Annotated in this window: 14 protein-coding genes; 2 read left to right on the forward strand and 12 right to left on the reverse strand. The window is 69.0% G+C overall.

Annotated elements, in window-relative coordinates; genetic code table 11:
* Positions 1–111: 111 nt before the first annotated feature.
* Positions 112–1,047, reverse strand: coding sequence for a DMT family transporter (locus tag HWX07_RS23125; protein WP_175877808.1), 936 nt, complete (start codon positions 1,045–1,047; stop codon positions 112–114).
* A 367-nt stretch (positions 1,048–1,414) separates the two neighbouring features.
* Here HWX07_RS23125 and gloA point away from each other — a divergent pair, with 367 nt between their 5' ends.
* Positions 1,415–1,798, forward strand: coding sequence for a lactoylglutathione lyase (gene gloA / locus HWX07_RS23130; protein WP_006477863.1), 384 nt, complete (start codon positions 1,415–1,417; stop codon positions 1,796–1,798).
* A gap of 108 nt (positions 1,799–1,906) precedes the next feature.
* Here the strand turns inward: gloA and HWX07_RS23135 are convergent, their stop codons facing one another.
* The 5 genes from HWX07_RS23135 to glyQ are packed head-to-tail and all read right to left on the reverse strand — an operon-like array spanning position 1,907 to position 7,348.
* Positions 1,907–2,794 (reverse strand): SprT family zinc-dependent metalloprotease, encoded by an 888-nt coding sequence (locus HWX07_RS23135; protein WP_175877809.1) that lies wholly within the window; start codon positions 2,792–2,794, stop codon positions 1,907–1,909.
* 45 nt (positions 2,795–2,839) lie between these two features.
* Positions 2,840–3,604 carry a lysophospholipid acyltransferase family protein gene (locus HWX07_RS23140; RefSeq protein ID WP_006477865.1) on the reverse strand — a complete coding sequence of 255 codons (765 nt, stop codon included), beginning with the start codon at positions 3,602–3,604 and terminating at the stop codon, positions 2,840–2,842.
* A 43-nt stretch (positions 3,605–3,647) separates the two neighbouring features.
* Entirely contained in the window at positions 3,648–4,211 is a 564-nt protein-coding gene (gene gmhB, locus HWX07_RS23145; RefSeq protein ID WP_175877810.1) for a D-glycero-beta-D-manno-heptose 1,7-bisphosphate 7-phosphatase, read from the reverse strand.
* Positions 4,212–4,221: 10 nt separating this feature from the next.
* The gene (gene glyS, locus HWX07_RS23150) at positions 4,222–6,321 is read right to left on the reverse strand and encodes a glycine--tRNA ligase subunit beta (RefSeq protein WP_175877811.1); all 2,100 of its coding nucleotides are present in this window, start codon (positions 6,319–6,321) and stop codon (positions 4,222–4,224) included.
* A gap of 22 nt (positions 6,322–6,343) precedes the next feature.
* On the reverse strand, positions 6,344–7,348 hold the full coding sequence (glyQ, locus tag HWX07_RS23155) for a glycine--tRNA ligase subunit alpha (protein ID WP_006477868.1): 1,005 nt from the start codon (positions 7,346–7,348) through the stop codon (positions 6,344–6,346).
* Between the two features lie 320 nt (positions 7,349–7,668).
* Here glyQ and HWX07_RS23160 point away from each other — a divergent pair, with 320 nt between their 5' ends.
* Complete coding sequence (locus HWX07_RS23160; protein WP_175877812.1) at positions 7,669–9,324, forward strand: hypothetical protein; 1,656 nt, start codon at positions 7,669–7,671, stop codon at positions 9,322–9,324.
* A gap of 54 nt (positions 9,325–9,378) precedes the next feature.
* On the opposite strand, the gene lnt is transcribed toward HWX07_RS23160, so the two are convergent.
* The 6 genes from lnt to HWX07_RS23190 form a co-directional block, all read right to left on the reverse strand.
* The gene (gene lnt / locus HWX07_RS23165; protein ID WP_175877813.1) at positions 9,379–11,082 is read right to left on the reverse strand and encodes an apolipoprotein N-acyltransferase; all 1,704 of its coding nucleotides are present in this window, start codon (positions 11,080–11,082) and stop codon (positions 9,379–9,381) included.
* 52 nt (positions 11,083–11,134) lie between these two features.
* Positions 11,135–12,022, reverse strand: coding sequence for a transporter associated domain-containing protein (locus HWX07_RS23170; RefSeq protein ID WP_175877814.1), 888 nt, complete (start codon positions 12,020–12,022; stop codon positions 11,135–11,137).
* A gap of 295 nt (positions 12,023–12,317) precedes the next feature.
* A complete protein-coding gene (locus tag HWX07_RS23175) occupies positions 12,318–12,467 on the reverse strand; it encodes a hypothetical protein (RefSeq protein WP_175877815.1) in 150 nt (49 codons plus the stop codon).
* A gap of 88 nt (positions 12,468–12,555) precedes the next feature.
* The gene (locus tag HWX07_RS23180; protein WP_027813077.1) at positions 12,556–13,188 is read right to left on the reverse strand and encodes a gamma-glutamylcyclotransferase; all 633 of its coding nucleotides are present in this window, start codon (positions 13,186–13,188) and stop codon (positions 12,556–12,558) included.
* A 12-nt stretch (positions 13,189–13,200) separates the two neighbouring features.
* A complete protein-coding gene (gene ybeY / locus HWX07_RS23185) occupies positions 13,201–13,977 on the reverse strand; it encodes an rRNA maturation RNase YbeY (protein WP_175877816.1) in 777 nt (258 codons plus the stop codon).
* A 149-nt stretch (positions 13,978–14,126) separates the two neighbouring features.
* Positions 14,127–15,173, reverse strand: a complete 1,047-nt coding sequence (locus tag HWX07_RS23190; protein ID WP_006477874.1) for a PhoH family protein — start codon at positions 15,171–15,173, stop codon at positions 14,127–14,129.
* Positions 15,174–15,177: the final 4 nt, after the last annotated feature.

Here is a 15,177-nt window from a genome sequence, read left to right on the forward strand (position 1 = left end):
CCGCATGCCGCGCTGAAATACAAAACGCCCGATGCGGTGCATCGGGCGTTCTAGCGTCTGAATACTGTCAACCTATTCCAGGACTTGACACCGCGCGTGTTGCGCCGGCCGTTACGCCCGCCGGCGCGGCGGCGCGTTGACGAGCGCGATGCCGATCAGCACGAGCGCGGCCGCCGACATGAACCGCCAGCCGACCGATTCGCCGAGCAGCAGCACGCCGAACGCGACGCCGAACAGCGGCGACAGGAACGTGAAGACGGACAGCCGGGACGCACTGTAGCGCGTCAGCAGCCAGAACCACGACAGGTAGCTGACGAACGCGACGATCACCGACTGGTACGCGAGGCTCGCGAGCGCGACCGGCGTGATCCGCGCGAACGACATCTGGCCGAACAGCGCGGCGAGCGCGATCAGCACGAACGCCGATACCGCGAGCTGGTAGAACAGCGTCTTGCTCGCGCTGGCTCGCGCGAGCGCCGTCGAGCGCACCACCACCGTCGTCGCGGCCCACATCGCGCCGCCGAGGATCCCGAGCGCATCGCCGGCGAGCCCGGCCAGCACGGACGCGCCGGGTGCGCGCGGCTTCAGGAAGCCGTCCGCGAACGCGAGCGCGATGCCGGCGAATGCGACGGCGACGCCGGCCCATTGCGTGCGCTGCAGCCGCTCGCCGGGTGCGAACAGGTGCAGGCCGAGCGCGGTGAAGCACGGCGCCGTGTACAGGAAGATCGCCATGTGCGACGCGCTCGTCAGCGTCAGCCCGAAGAACACGCAGATGAATTCGCCGGCGAACAGCGCACCGGCCACGAGGCCCGCACCGAACGTGCCGTCTGCCCTAAACAGCGGCGTGCCGCGAGAGCGCGCCCAGCCCCATAGCAGCAGCGCGGCGATCGCCGAGCGCAGCCCGGCCTGGAACATCGGCGCGATCGCGGCGTTCGTGCTTTTGATCGCGACCTGCTGGAAGCCCCAGATCGCGCACAGCAGCAACATCAGGCCGACGGCGCGTGTATCGAGGGCGCGGCGCACGGGGGCGGCGGCAAGCGCGGTCATCGGCGTGCCTCGTGGGGCGGGCATGGTGGCAACGAGGTCGGGCGGGCGGCGCGTCCGGCGCGCTCGAATCGGCGGTTTCGCACGGCAGTGTGGCGGCAACGAAGAGAGGGTGGTCGCGGTCGGGCGGCGGCTCGCATGCCCGCTTTTGGTGCGAAGTGGAAGGATGTTACCCGATCGGCGTGGTGACCGGGCGAGCCGGTTCGTGCCGTTTTCCGCCGCTGCGCTCGCGCGGTTCAACCGATGCGCCGCCGGGTCGCCCCCGGCTAGGCGCCCCCGGCTAGGCGCCCCCGGCTAGGCGCCCCCGGCGAATTTCACCCGACTCCGGTAGAATTTCCGGTTCTGGAAAGTCCCCACAGGAGTACAACACATGCGTTTGCTGCATACGATGCTGCGAGTCGGCGATCTCGACCGCTCGATCAAGTTCTATACCGAATTGCTCGGCATGAAGCTGCTGCGTCGCGAGGATTATCCGGAAGGCAAGTTCACGCTCGCGTTCGTCGGCTACGAAGACGAGAGCACGGGCACCGTGATCGAGCTGACCCACAACTGGGAGACGCCGTCCTACGATCTCGGCAACGGCTTCGGCCATCTGGCGGTGGCGGTCGACGATGCGTACGCGGCCTGCGAGAAGATCAAGGCGCAAGGCGGCAAGGTCACGCGCGAGGCGGGCCCGATGAAGCACGGCACGACCGTGATCGCGTTCGTCGAGGATCCGGACGGCTACAAGATCGAGTTCATCCAGAAGAAGTAAGCGCCGGACGAATCGGGCCGCGGCGTGCGATGTGCGCCGCGGCAGCGAAAAAGGGCGATGCGGGGTTGTCCGCATCGCCCTTTTTCGTCGGCGCCGAAGCCGTGCGCGTCAAAGCGACGGCAGCAGCTCGGGCGGGTGATGCTTGAGCGTGTGCCGCGCTTCGCGGAACTCGGGGAAGATCGATTCGACGGTCTGCCAGAAGGCCGGGCTGTGGTTCATCTCGCGCAGGTGCGACAGCTCGTGCGCGACGACGTAGTCGATGATCGACATCGGGAAATGAATCAGCCGCCAGTTCAGGCGGATCTTGCCGTCGCTCGAGCAGCTGCCCCAGCGCGTCGCGGCCGACGACAGCGCATACATCGAATACGTGACGCCGAGCTTTTCCGCGTAGACCACGAGGCGTTCGCCGAAGATGCGTTTCGCCTCGCCCTGCAGCCAGCCCTGCACGCGATCCTTGATCTGCTGCATGTCGGCCTGCACCGGCAGCGGCAGCGACAGCCGCAGCGCATCGGCGTCGAACGCGACGGCGCCCGCGCCGAGCGCGATCGTCACCGTCTTGCCGAGATACGGCAGTTGCGCGCCGTCGCGCCAGTCGATTTGCGGCAGCGCGCGCTGCTCGGTGCGCGTCTTCCACTCCGCGAGCTTCGCGAAGATCCAGCGTTGTTTCTCGGCGATCGCCGCTTCGATATCGGCGAGCGTGACCCAGCGCGGCGCGGTGATCGACAACCCGCTGCCGTCGATCGTGAAGCCGATCGTGCGGCGCGCCGAGCGCTTGAGCCGGTATTCGAGCACGCGGCTGTCGAGCGCGAACGTGCGCACGCGCGAGCGATCGGGCGCCGGGCCCGGATCGAGCGGCGCGGCGGGGGCGGCTTCGGGTGGTGACGGCGGGGCGGCCGGCGCCGACGGCGCAGCGGCCGCCCCGTCGAAGAGCGGCAGATCCATCTGGCGATGATCGAGGGCCACGACGGCAGGCCGTGGCCGCGGACGCTGTTTCATCAGTTCGCTTCTTTTTGTCGTACGCAACGGCTGCAATCCGGGGCGTCAGGCGCGCGCGGCATCGCGGGTGCCGGCGTTGCCTGCCTGACGATACGCATCGGGATCGATGCGGCGCATTTCCGCTTCGATCCATGCTTCGACCTGCGAGTTCAATGCATCGGGCGTCAGCCCTTCGCTCGCGATCGGCTTGCCGATCGATACCGTGACGACGCCTGGGAATTTCGTGAACGAGTTGCGCGGCCACACACGCCCTGCATTGTGCGCGATCGGCACGACCGGCGTGCCGGTTTCGATCGCGAAGCGCGCGCCGCCCGTCTTGTACTTGCCCTGCTTGCCGACCGGCGTGCGCGTGCCTTCGGGGAACATGATCATCCATGCGCCTTCCGACAGGCGCTTCTTGCCCTGGCGGATCACCGACGCGAACGCGTTCTTGCCTTCCTTGCGGTTGATGTTGACCATGTGCAGCAGCCCGAGCGCCCAGCCGAAGAACGGCACGTACAGCAGCTCGCGCTTGAACACGTAGCACAGCGGCTTGGGCATCAGCGCCGGAAACGCGAGCGTCTCCCATGCGGACTGATGTTTCGACAGCAGCACGGCCGGGCCGTCGGGCAGGTTCTCGAACCCTTCGATCCGGTAGCGGATGCCGTTCAGCCAGCGCACGACCCACAGCGTCGACTTGCACCAGCCGGCCGCCATCCAGTAGCGCGCGTCGGGGCGCATGAACGGGAACGCGATGAAGCACGCGGTGGCGTACGGCACCGTGTACAGGATGAAGTAGATCAGCAGCAGCAGGGAGCGGACGAAGCGCATCGGCGTGAGTCTGGCGTTGGGGAGGATGCGCGCGGCAGCCGCATCACTCGTGTTCGTGTGAAAGAAAATCGAGCGCAAACGCGCGCAGGTCGTCGTGGACCTTCGTGCCGTCCGGCAGATTGCCCGCGGCGAGCGTCTTCTTGCCCTTGCCGGTCAGCACGAGGTGCGGCTGGAAGCCGACCGCGACGCCGGCCTGAAGATCGCGCAGCGAATCGCCGACGACCGGTGTGTGACCGGGATCGATCTCGAAGCGCTCGGCGATCATCTGCATCATGCCCGGTTTCGGCTTGCGGCAGTCGCAGTGATCCTCGGCCGTGTGCGGGCAGAAGAACACCGCGTCGATGCGCGCACCGACCGCGGCCGCCGCGCGATGCATCTTCAGGTGCATCTCGTTGAGCGCGGCCATGTCGAACAGCCCGCGACCGATGCCGGACTGGTTGGTCGCGACCACCACGCGGTAGCCCGCGTGGTTGAGCCGGGCGATCGCCTCGAAGCTGCCGGGCAACGCGATCCATTCGTCGGGCGTCTTGATGAACGCATCCGAATCGACGTTGATCACGCCGTCCCGGTCGAGGACGACGAGCTTTCGGTTGGGGCTGGTCGGCATCGTGCGGCCCTTATGCGGCGAGCTTCGAGATGTCGGCGACGCAGTTCATCTGCTGGTGCAGCGCGAACAGCAGTGCGAGACGGTTCGCGCGCAGGGCCGGATCTTCCGCGTTGACCATCACGTCGTTGAAGAACGTGTCGACCGGCGCGCGCAGCGCGGCGAGCGCCGACAGCGCGCCCGTGTACGCACGCGCCTCGAGCTGCGACTGCACGTGCGGCGTGACGGCCGCGAGCTGTTCGTGCAGCGCCTTCTCGGCGGCCTCGACGAGCAGCGTCGGCTGTACCGCGCCGTTCGCGCCGCCTTCCGACTTCTTCAGGATGTTCGAGATCCGCTTGTTCGCGGCCGCGAGCGCTTCGGCTTCCGCGAGGCGCGTGAATTCGCGCACAGCGTCCAGGCGCGCGACGAGATCGTCGATGCGCGTCGGGTTCAGGCTCAGCACCGCGTCGATTTCACCGGCCGAATAGCCGCGCTCGCGCAGCAGGCCGCGCAGGCGATCCATGAAGAACGCGAAGATCGCGTCCGTCGACTCGGCCACGCCCGGCACGCCGGCAAAGCGTGCATGGGCCGTGCGCAGCAGCGCCACGAGATCGAGCGGCAACTGCTTTTCGAGCAGCAGGCGCAGCACGCCGAGCGCGTGACGGCGCAGCGCGAACGGGTCCTTCTCGCCGGTCGGCGCGAGGCCGATGCCCCAGATGCCGACGATCGTTTCGAGCTTGTCCGCGAGCGCGACGGCGGTCGACACCGGCGTGGTCGGCAGTGCGTCTCCGGAGAAGCGCGGCTGGTAGTGCTCGGCGCATGCGAGCGCGACGTCGTCGGCTTCGCCGTCGTGGCGCGCGTAGTACGTGCCCATCGTTCCCTGCAGTTCCGGGAACTCGCCGACCATGTCGGTCAGCAGGTCGGCCTTCGCGAGACGCGCGGCGCGCTTCGCGTGCGCGGTGTCGGCGCCGATCGCCGGAGCGATCTCGCCGGCCAGCGCCTCGAGGCGCTCGACGCGGGCGAGCGCCGAACCGAGCTTGTTGTGATAGACGACGTTCGCGAGCTGCGGCACGCGGTCGGCGAGCGGCTTCTTCTTGTCCTGCTCGAAGAAGAACTTCGCATCGGCGAGGCGCGGGCGCACGACGCGCTCGTTGCCTTCGATGATCTCGCCCGGCGTCTTCGTCTCGATGTTCGACACGATCAGGAAGCGCGAGCGCAGCTTGCCGGCAACGTCGGTCAGCGCGAAATACTTCTGGTTCGTCTGCATCGTGAGGATCAGGCATTCCTGCGGCACCTGCAGGAATTCGTCCTCGAAGCGGCACGGGTAGACGACCGGCCATTCGACCAGCGACGTGACTTCGTCGAGCAGCGACTCGGGCATCACGACCGTGTCGCCGTTCGCATGTTCGTTCAGTTGCGTGCGGATCGTTTCGCGGCGATCGGCGAAGTGCGCGATCACGCGGCCCTTGTCGCGCAGCGTGTCGGCATACGCGCGTGCATGCTGGATCGCGACGAGGCCGTCGGACAGGAAGCGGTGGCCGAGCGTCGTGTCGCCGGCATCGACGCCGAACGCGGTGACGGGCACGACGCGATCGTCGTGCAGCACCGTCAGGCGGTGCACCGGGCGCACGAACTTCACGTCCGAGCCGTCCGGGCGCTGGTACGTCATGAATTTCGGGATCGGCAGCTTCGCGAGCGCTTCGTCGAGCGCGGCTTGCAGGCCGTCGGCGAGCGTGGCGCCGGCCGCCGAGTAGTTGATGAAGAACGCTTCGGCCTTGCCGTCCTGCGCGCGTTCGAGATCGGCGATCGATGCGCTCGGGTGGCCGAGCGCCGCGAGCTTCTTCGCGAGCGGGGCGGTCGGCTTGCCTTCGGCGTCGAGCGCGACCGATACGGGCAGGACTTTTTCGCGGACCTGTTTGTCGGGCGCGACGGCGCGCACGTTCTGCACGACGACCGCGAGGCGGCGCGGCGTGGCGTAGCGTTCGAACACGAGTTCGCCTTCGACGAGGTCGCGCGCGGCGAGGCGTTGGGCGATACCTTCGGCGAATGCGTCGCCGAGGCGCGCGAGGGCCTTCGGCGGCAGCTCTTCGGTCAGCAGTTCGACGAGCAGGGGGGCGGGATGATTGTGCGTCATGTCTGGATTGAATCTCGTCTCGTCAGTCCTGATCGATCTTGCGTTCGACCTTGAGCGGCGGCGCCCATGCCGGTTGCGCGGCGTCCTGGGCGTCGGTGGTGAGGCCCGGCACGCCCGGCGGGTTGCCGAGCATCGGGAAGCCGAGCTTCTCGCGCGAGTCGTAGTAAGCCTGCGCGACGAGACGCGACAGCGCGCGGATGCGGCCGATGTACGCCGCCCGCTCGGTGACCGAGATCGCGCCGCGCGCGTCGAGCAGGTTGAACGTGTGGCCGGCCTTCAGCACGAGCTCGTACGCGGGCAGCGCGAGCTGCGCGTCGATCATCTTCTTCGCTTCCGCTTCGTAGCTGTTGAAGAACGTGAACAGCAGGTCGACGTTCGCGTGCTCGAAGTTGTAGGTCGACTGCTCGACCTCGTTCTGGTGGTACACGTCGCCATACGACAGGCGGCGCAGCTCGGGGCCGTTCGGGCCTTGCTCTTCCCACTCGGTCCATACGAGGTCGTACACGTTCTCGACCTTCTGCAGGTACATCGCGAGGCGCTCGAGGCCGTACGTGATCTCGCCGAGCACCGGCTTGCATTCGAGGCCGCCGACTTCCTGGAAATACGTGAACTGCGTGACTTCCATCCCGTTCAGCCACACTTCCCAGCCGAGGCCCCACGCGCCGAGCGTCGGGTTTTCCCAGTCGTCCTCGACGAAGCGCACGTCGTTCTGCTTCAGGTCGAAGCCGAGCGCCTCGAGCGAGCCGAGGTACAGGTCGAGGATGTTTTCCGGCGCCGGCTTGAGCACGACCTGGTACTGGTAGTAGTGCTGCAGGCGGTTCGGGTTTTCGCCGTAGCGGCCGTCCTTCGGGCGGCGCGACGGCTGCACGTACGCGGCGCGCCACGGCTCGGGGCCGACCGCGCGCAGGAACGTGTGGACGTGCGACGTGCCCGCGCCGACTTCCATGTCGATGGGCTGGAGCAGGGCGCAACCCTGCTTGTCCCAGTAGGACTGCAGCGTCAGGATGATTTGCTGAAACGTAAGCATGAAGAGCCTTCGTGGCGCTGGCGCTCCGTTGCGGGCGGCGCTCCGGGCGGGCCCGGAGGGTCGGCTCGCGCGGCGGCGCGGCTTGTTAGTGTGCAGAAACGCGTAATTTTACCGGATCGGCGACCGGATGCGGCTGGAACGCGGGCGAGGCCGCCGCCGGCCTGTTTCCGGCGGCCCGCGCGCACGTGGCCCGCGGGCGCCGCCGGGCCGCGTGCGACCTGCCGCGACGTGCGTGCCGTACCGCTTCGCGCGGGCGTTAAGATGCGTGTATTGCGGCGCGCGCCACGCGTGCCGCGTCACCGCTTGCCGATGCCGACTGCATGGACGAACCGAACGACATTCTGATTCCGCTGCTTCCGCCGTTTCTCGCGCTGCTCGGGCAGGCCGCCGACGCGCAGGCGCGCGGCGAGCGCGCCGCGCACGATCTGTGGCTGGCCGCCGCCGCCCATCTGCATGCGGTCGATGCCGATGCGCTGGTGCGGCTCACGACGGCGCTCGTCGCGCGGCAGCGCACGGCCGACGCGCTCGCGCTCGCCGAATGCGCGGTGCGCGTGCAGCCGGGCGCGGCCACGCACTTCAATCACGGCTACGCGCTGCAGATGGCCGGCCGTCACGCGGATGCGGTCGCGCCGTACCGCGCGGCGCTCGCGATCGATGCCGGCTGGCCGTCGCTGCGCAACAACCTCGCGATCGCGCTGCGCTTGTCGGGCGCGGATCGCGCGGAGGAGATCGCGCTGCTCGACGCGGCCGTGAAGCACGATCCGCGGGACGTGCAGGCATGGATCAACCTCGTCGTCGCGCGAATCGCGACGCACGACCTGGACGGCGCGCTCGCGTGCGCCGCGCGGCTCGCCGACCTCGCGCCCGACAACGCGCTCGCGATGAACAACGTCGCGATGGCGATGAAGGAGGCGCAGCGCTGGGACGACGCCGAGCGCCATGCGGCGCGCGCATGCGAGCTGGCGCCCGACGATGCGTCGTTCCGCTTCAATCTCGCGATCATCCAGCTCGTGCGCGGCAACCACGCGGCCGGCTGGCGCGGCCACGAGGCGCGCTGGGACGGCGCGGGCGAGTTGCGCGGCCGCCGGCCGGCGCTGCCGGGCCCGCGCTGGCAGGGCGAGCCGCTCGCCGGCAAGACGCTGCTGGTGTGGGGCGAGCAGGGGCTCGGCGACGTGCTGCAGTTCTGCCGCTTCGTCGTGCCGCTCGCCGAACGCGTGCATCGCGAGGGCGGCCGGCACGCGTGGAATACGTTTCCGGCGCTCGGCACGCTGATGCAGCGCAGCCTCGGTGCGCACGCGGACGTGTTCAGCGCGGGCGGGGGCATCGATGCGTTGCCGGCATTCGATTACGAAGTGCCGCTGATCGGCCTGCCGCTGATGCTCGGCATGGAGGCATCGACGCTCGCCGCCTCGGTGCCGTACCTGCGGGCCGAGCCGGGCGCCCGCGACGCGTGGCGCGCGCGGCTCGCGGGCGACGGCCGGCTGAAGATCGGGCTCGTGTGGACGGGCAGTGCGGGCCACCAGCGCAATCCGTTCCGGCGCGTCGGGCTCGAGCGCTATGCCGACGCGTTCCGAGGCATCGACGGCGTCACGTTCTATTCACTGCAGCCGGGTGCGGATGCCGATGTCGCCGCCGCGCGCGCGGCCGGTTTCGCGATCGAAGACTACACGGCCGAATGGGAGAGTTTCGACGATACGGCCGCGTTCATCGGCGCACTGGATCTCGTGATCACCGTGTGCACGTCGGTCGCGCATCTGGCCGGCGCGCTCGGCGCGCGCACCTGGGTGCTGCTCGACGTGAATCCGCACTGGCCGTGGCTGCTCGATCGCCGGGACAGCCCGTGGTATCCGACCGCGACGTTGTATCGGCAGCCGACGTTCGGCGCGTGGGCGCCGGTGATGGAAGAAGTGAGCCGCGATCTGCGGCGCGTCGCCGCGCAGCCGGAGCAACTAGGCCAATCTGACCGGCCGGCCTGAGCGGCCGGCCGGTTCGCGGTCACGGGCCGCCGCGCGCGGCGGCGGCCCGCTGCATCATTTCGCTGCGTCGCCGCCGTGCTGCTTCCGGCCATTGCGCCGGCGCAGCCCGGGCCCGAACGTGAAGCCGAACGCGAGCAGCACCAGCGACACCGCGAGCACGATGTTGTTGCCGCTCGTCACGTACGGCGTGAAGCCGCTCGTGCCTTCGATCCGCACGTCGAGCGAGCCGATCGTGAACGGCTTCAACTGGCCGAGTACGCGGCCGTGTGCGTCGATCGCGGCCGTCATCCCGGTGTTGGTCGAGCGCAGCATCGGCCGGCCCGTTTCGAGCGAGCGCATCCGCGCGATCTGCAGGTGCTGGTCGAGCGCGATCGTGTCGCCGAACCATGCGAGATTCGTCACGTTGACGAGCACGCCGGGCGGCTGCGGGTTGTCGCGGATCGTCGCGGCTATTTCCTCGCCGAACAAGTCCTCGTAGCAGATATCGGCCATCACCGGCTGGTTGTGCACGAGGAACGGCTTCTGCACCGGTGCGCCGCGCGCGAAGTCGCCGAGCGGCATCTTCATCAGGTTGACGAACCACCGGAAGCCCCACGGGATGAATTCGCCGAAGGGCACGAGGTGATGCTTGTCGTAGTGATAGATGTCGCGCGAATTCGGCGTCACGCCGTACAGGCTGTTCGTGTAGTCGACGTAGCGGCCGTCCTCGGTCACCGACGCGCCGACCGCGCCGAACAGCACGGCCGACCCGGTCGTGTCGCTGAACTTGCGGATCGCGACGGCGAACGGCTCGGGCAGCTCCTGGATCATCACCGCGATCGCGGTCTCGGGCGTGACGATCAGGTCGGCCGGCTTCTCGACGATCATCTGCTGGTACATCTTGATCGCCGCGTCGATGCCTTCTTGCTCGAACTTGATGTCCTGTTTCACGTTGCCCTGCAGCAGCCGCACGGTGAGCGGCGCGTTCGCGGGCACGGTCCACGTGAGCTGCGACAGCCCGACGCCGGCCGCGAGCAGCGCGACGGCGATGCCGGCCGGCGCGGCGATGCGCACGCGGGCGTTGCCGCCCGGTGCGCCGTCGCCGCCGTCACGCCCCGGCGATGGGCGCGCGGCGGCGAGCGCCTGCACGACCAGCGCGGCGAACAGCGCGAGCACCCACGCGATCCCGTACACGCCGACTACCGGCGCAAATCCCGCGAACGGGCCGTCGACCTGCGGGTAGCCGCTGCCGAGCCACGGAAAGCCGGTGAACACGGTGCCGCGCAGCCATTCGCCGAGCGCCCACGCGCTCGCGAATGCAAACGCGCCGTGCCAGGTCGGTGAGAACGGCCGCGGGTCGGGCTCGCGGCGGTGCCACGCATGGCCCGCGCAGAACGACCACAGCCCGGCCGAGAACGCCGGGTACAGCGACAGGTACAGCGAGAACAGCACGAGCGCGCCGCCCGCGAGCGGCGCGGCCATCTCGCCGTACACGTGCATGCTGATGTAGAGCCACCAGACGCCGGTGATGAAGTTGCCGAAGCCGAACGCGCCACCGGTGAGCGCGGCGCCGCGCCAGCTCGACGTGCGCGTCAGCTGCGCGAAAAACCAGACGAATACGACGAGCTGCAGCCAGCCGCCATGCGGCGTGGGCGCGAAGCTGAGCGTATTGGCCGCGCCGGCGAGTAACGCGGCCGGATAATGCCAGCGCGGCAGCGCGCGGCCGGGCGCCGGCGCGAGAAGGCCGCCAGCCGGGCGGGACGGGATCGGATCGTCCATGTGAAGCGGAAGAGGGCGAGCGGTTGAAGGAGGCGCGGCTGGCGCGGAGCGGTCAGTCTTCGTGCGAGGTTTCGGCGCGACGGCTGGTGAGCGGGTTGCGGCGCACCAGCAGCACATGAACCTGGCGCGCATCGCCGCGCTGGATTTCGAACACGAGGTTGCCGAGCTGAAGCTTCTCGCCGCGGTGCGGCACGCGTCCGAAATGATGGGTGATCAGCCCGCCGATCGTGTCGACTTCGTCGTCGGGGAAATCGGTGCCGAACACCTCGTTGAACTGCTCGATCTCGGTGAGCGCGCGCACGCGGTAGCGGCCGTCCGGCCCCGAGATGATGTTGCCGGCTTCCTCGTCGAAGTCGTATTCGTCCTCGATGTCGCCGACGATCTGTTCGAGCACGTCCTCGATCGTGATCAAGCCCGCGACGCCGCCGTATTCGTCGACGACGATCGCCAGGTGGTTGCGGTTCACGCGGAAGTCGTGCAGCAGCACGTTCAGGCGCTTCGATTCCGGAATGAACACGGCCGGGCGCAGCATCCCGCGCACGTCGAACTCTTCCTCGGCGTAGAAGCGCAGCAGATCCTTCGCGAGCAGCACGCCGATCACGTTGTCGCGGTTCTCCTCGTACACCGGATAGCGCGAGTGCGCCTTTTCGAGGACGAACGGGATGAAATCCTCGGGCTTGTCGGCGATGTTGATCGCGTCCATCTGCGCGCGCGGCACCATGATGTCGCGGGCGCACAGATCGGAGACCTGGAACACGCCTTCGATCATCGACAGCGAATCGGCGTCGATCAGGTTGCGTTCGTGGGCGTCCTGGAGGATTTCCAGCAGCTCGCCGCGGGATTCGGGCTCGGGCGAGATGAAGTCGGTCAGGCGCTCGAGCAGCGAGCGCTTTTCTTGCGGTTTGTCGGTTGGCTTACGACTGGGATACGAATCGTTCATGGTGGTGCGCCCGGGTCATGCCGGAGCGCGCGGTCACGGAGTAGGCAAGGATACACCAAGGGCACGACGCGACCGTGTCACCCCGGCCGCACGGCCAGGATGGGCGGCTCGCGCGGGCCCCGCTCGCGGACGGCCGCGCCGGGCGCGGCGTCGTCTTCGGGTCCATCCTATCGCAGAAAGGGTCGGCGGGGCGTGGCGGCCAAAAAACGGTGGCGGGAAGCGCGGCGCGGCGCGACGCGGGAAATCGGCCGTGCCGGCGGCATTCTGCCGCAGGCGGGCGCCGCCGGCGCGTCGCTCAGAACCGCATGCCGGCCGAGCAGCCGCCGGCAGCCGCGCCGTTGGTCGCGGCGCCGCCGCAGCCGAGTATGCCGCAACCCGACAGCGCGACGCTCGCGGCGACGAACAGCGCGGCGATCCTGCAACGCGACCAGCGTGACGGTTTCATCGGGTGTGTCCTCGTGCGGATGCGCGGGCTGCGTTGGCTGAACGGTGTCGCATGGCGGTGGGCCGCGCGTCGTGCGGGATCAGCGGGATCACCGGCATCGCGCCAGCAACCCTTCCAGCGCGCGGTCGGGGATGCCGCTCGCGCGCAGCGCGTCGACCGTGCGGCTCACGTAGTCGAGCGTCGTGCCGTAGCGGCCGGCCGCGCAGCCGAACACTTCCTTCACGACGGGGTCGGGCAGCTTGCCCGTATAGGTCGGCGCGTCGCGGCGCATCACGAACGCGAGCGCGTTCACGCGTTCGCCTGTCTCGAGCGAGCACGGCAGCCACGCGGGCCGGTACGAGCCCATCGGCATCTCGCGCTTCCACAAGGTCTCGAGATGCGGCTGCGCGGTCGGGCCGGCAAGCCGGAATGCGATGCCCGAGCACGAGCCGCCGCGATCGAGCGCGAGCACGAGGCCCGGCCGTTCGGGGGTGCCGCGGTTCACGCGCGACCACAGGTAGAGCCCGCGGTGATAGCCGTGCACCTTGCCGCGCACCGCGGCGACGGTCGGCAGGCCGGGGTTCCAGATCAGTGAGCCATAGCCGAACAGCCACAGATCCTGCTGGCCGTCCCAGTCGCGCATCGTATGCGCGAGCGACGCCGCGAGCTCGTCTTCCGTCAGCAGACGGCCTTCGCCGATCGACGGCGGGTAGGCGGGCGGCAGCATCGCGGCGTTACGCATCGGGCGGACGGCTTACTGGTATGGGTTCGGGAAACCCAGTTTCGCGAGGATGTCGACTTCGAGCGCTTCCATTTCGGCCGCGTCCTCGTCGCTCGTCTCGTGGTCGTAGCCCTGCGCGTGCAGCGCGCCGTGCACCAGCAGGTGCGCGTAATGGGCCGCGAGCGGCTTGCCCTGGTCGTGCGCTTCCTTCTCGACCACCGGGCAGCACAGCACGAGGTCGCCGATCACGGTGCCGTCGGGCGCCGCGTCGTACGCGAAGGTCAGCACATTGGTCGGATAGTCCTTGTGGCGATAGCCGGCATTCAGCGTACGGCCTTCGTTTTCGCCGACGAAGCGCACGGTGAGCTGCGCGCTCGCGAACAGCGCCGGCTCGATCCACTCGGCGATCAGCTTGCGCTTCGGCAGCGTCTTGCGCACATCGCTCGTGATCTCGTCGCCGTACTGCACGGACAGGTCGAGCTCCAGCACGCGCGGCTCGTCTTCGGGGTCGTCCTCGCGCGGCGCGAACTCGGCACCGACGTGCAGCGTCACGCTGTCGTAGTGCTCGGGCTGCAGCGCGAGCTTCGCGCGCATCGCCGGATCGTTGTGCTGCGCGACGATCGCGACAGCCGCGTCGCCCGAGCTGCCCGACAGGTCGAACATCAGGCTGCGGCCGTCCGGGAAGTCGATCCGCAGCCCTTGCGCGTTGACGGTGCGGGCTTTGCCCTTCGCGTCGAACAGCGAAAGGCGGGGGGATTCGGGCGCGGCGGACGGGGCGCGACCGGACTTGCGGGAACGGGAGGATTTCATGACGCGTACGGCGATTGGGACGCGTTGAGGATACACCAAACGGCCGATCGCGCCCGAATTCGGACGGGCTGCGTGCGGGCGGAAAAAAGCCCGGCGCGCCGTCTGGCGGGCCGGGCCGGCAGGCCGGGGCAGCATGCGGGCGTCGCCGCTCAGCCGTCCTGGTGCTGCGCGTGGAATTCGTCGTACGCCTCGACGATGCGCGCGACGAGCGGATGGCGCACCACGTCCGCGCTCGTGAAGCGCGTGAGCGCGATGCCGCGCACGCCGCCGAGCACCTGCTGCGCCTCGACGAGGCCGCTCTTGTGGCCGCGCGGCAGGTCGACCTGGCTCGTGTCGCCGGTCACGACCGCCTTCGAGCCGAAGCCGATCCGCGTGAGGAACATCTTCATCTGCTCGGGCGTGGTGTTCTGCGCCTCGTCGAGGATGATGAACGCGTGGTTCAGCGTGCGGCCGCGCATGTACGCGAGCGGCGCGATCTCGATCATCTGGCGTTCGAACATCTTGGCCGTCTTGTCGAAGCCGAGCAGGTCGTACAGCGCGTCGTACAGCGGCCGCAGGTACGGGTCGACCTTCTGCGCGAGATCGCCCGGCAGGAAGCCGAGCCGCTCGCCGGCCTCGACGGCCGGACGCGTCAGCACGATCCGCTTGACCTGGTCGCGCTCGAGCGCATCGACCGCGCACGCGACCGCGAGGTAGGTCTTGCCGGTGCCGGCCGGCCCGATGCCGAACGTCACGTCGTGCTGCAGGATCTGCTTCAGGTATTCGCGCTGGGCGGGCGTGCGGCCGCGCAGGTCGGCGCGCCGCGTATAGAGCTTCGGCCCGGGCTCTTCCTCCGGCTCGCTGGCGTCGAGCTGCGCGACGGGTTCGTCGAACGGATGATCGGGGTCGCCGCGAAAGCGCACGTCGACCGTGTCCTGGCGGCCGTTGCCGGCCGTGTGGCGCACTTCGACCAGCGCGAGCTGGATGTCGTCGACCGACAGCGGATCGCGCGCGCGGTTGTAGAAGTTTTCGAGCGCGGCGAGCGCGAGCTTGGCGCCGCGCCCGCGGATCGTGATCCGGTGGCCGCGCCGCGCGAGCGTGACGTCGAGCGCCTGTTCGATCTGCCGCAGGTTCTCGTCGAGCGGGCCGCAGAGGTTGGCGAGGCGCGCGTTGTCGTCGCGCGGGGCGGTGAATTCCAGTGCTTGGACGGTCTTCAAAGTA

It is taken from the genome of Burkholderia sp. BCC0097, assembly GCF_902832985.1.
Lineage (GTDB): Bacteria > Pseudomonadota > Gammaproteobacteria > Burkholderiales > Burkholderiaceae > Burkholderia > Burkholderia orbicola.

Bases quoted from the DNA above. Each gene is read 5' to 3' on its own strand.
- HWX07_RS23125 (WP_175877808.1), bottom strand. From the start codon at position 1,047: ATGACCGCGCTTGCCGCCGCCCCCGTGCGCCGCGCCCTCGATACACGC.
- gloA (WP_006477863.1), top strand. From the start codon at position 1,415: ATGCGTTTGCTGCATACGATGCTGCGAGTCGGCGATCTCGACCGCTCG.
- HWX07_RS23135 (WP_175877809.1), bottom strand. From the start codon at position 2,794: ATGAAACAGCGTCCGCGGCCACGGCCTGCCGTCGTGGCCCTCGATCAT.
- HWX07_RS23140 (WP_006477865.1), bottom strand. From the start codon at position 3,604: ATGCGCTTCGTCCGCTCCCTGCTGCTGCTGATCTACTTCATCCTGTAC.
- gmhB (WP_175877810.1), bottom strand. From the start codon at position 4,211: ATGCCGACCAGCCCCAACCGAAAGCTCGTCGTCCTCGACCGGGACGGC.
- glyS (WP_175877811.1), bottom strand. From the start codon at position 6,321: ATGACGCACAATCATCCCGCCCCCCTGCTCGTCGAACTGCTGACCGAA.
- glyQ (WP_006477868.1), bottom strand. From the start codon at position 7,348: ATGCTTACGTTTCAGCAAATCATCCTGACGCTGCAGTCCTACTGGGAC.
- HWX07_RS23160 (WP_175877812.1), top strand. From the start codon at position 7,669: ATGGACGAACCGAACGACATTCTGATTCCGCTGCTTCCGCCGTTTCTC.
- lnt (WP_175877813.1), bottom strand. From the start codon at position 11,082: ATGGACGATCCGATCCCGTCCCGCCCGGCTGGCGGCCTTCTCGCGCCG.
- HWX07_RS23170 (WP_175877814.1), bottom strand. From the start codon at position 12,022: ATGAACGATTCGTATCCCAGTCGTAAGCCAACCGACAAACCGCAAGAA.
- HWX07_RS23175 (WP_175877815.1), bottom strand. From the start codon at position 12,467: ATGAAACCGTCACGCTGGTCGCGTTGCAGGATCGCCGCGCTGTTCGTC.
- HWX07_RS23180 (WP_027813077.1), bottom strand. From the start codon at position 13,188: ATGCGTAACGCCGCGATGCTGCCGCCCGCCTACCCGCCGTCGATCGGC.
- ybeY (WP_175877816.1), bottom strand. From the start codon at position 13,977: ATGAAATCCTCCCGTTCCCGCAAGTCCGGTCGCGCCCCGTCCGCCGCG.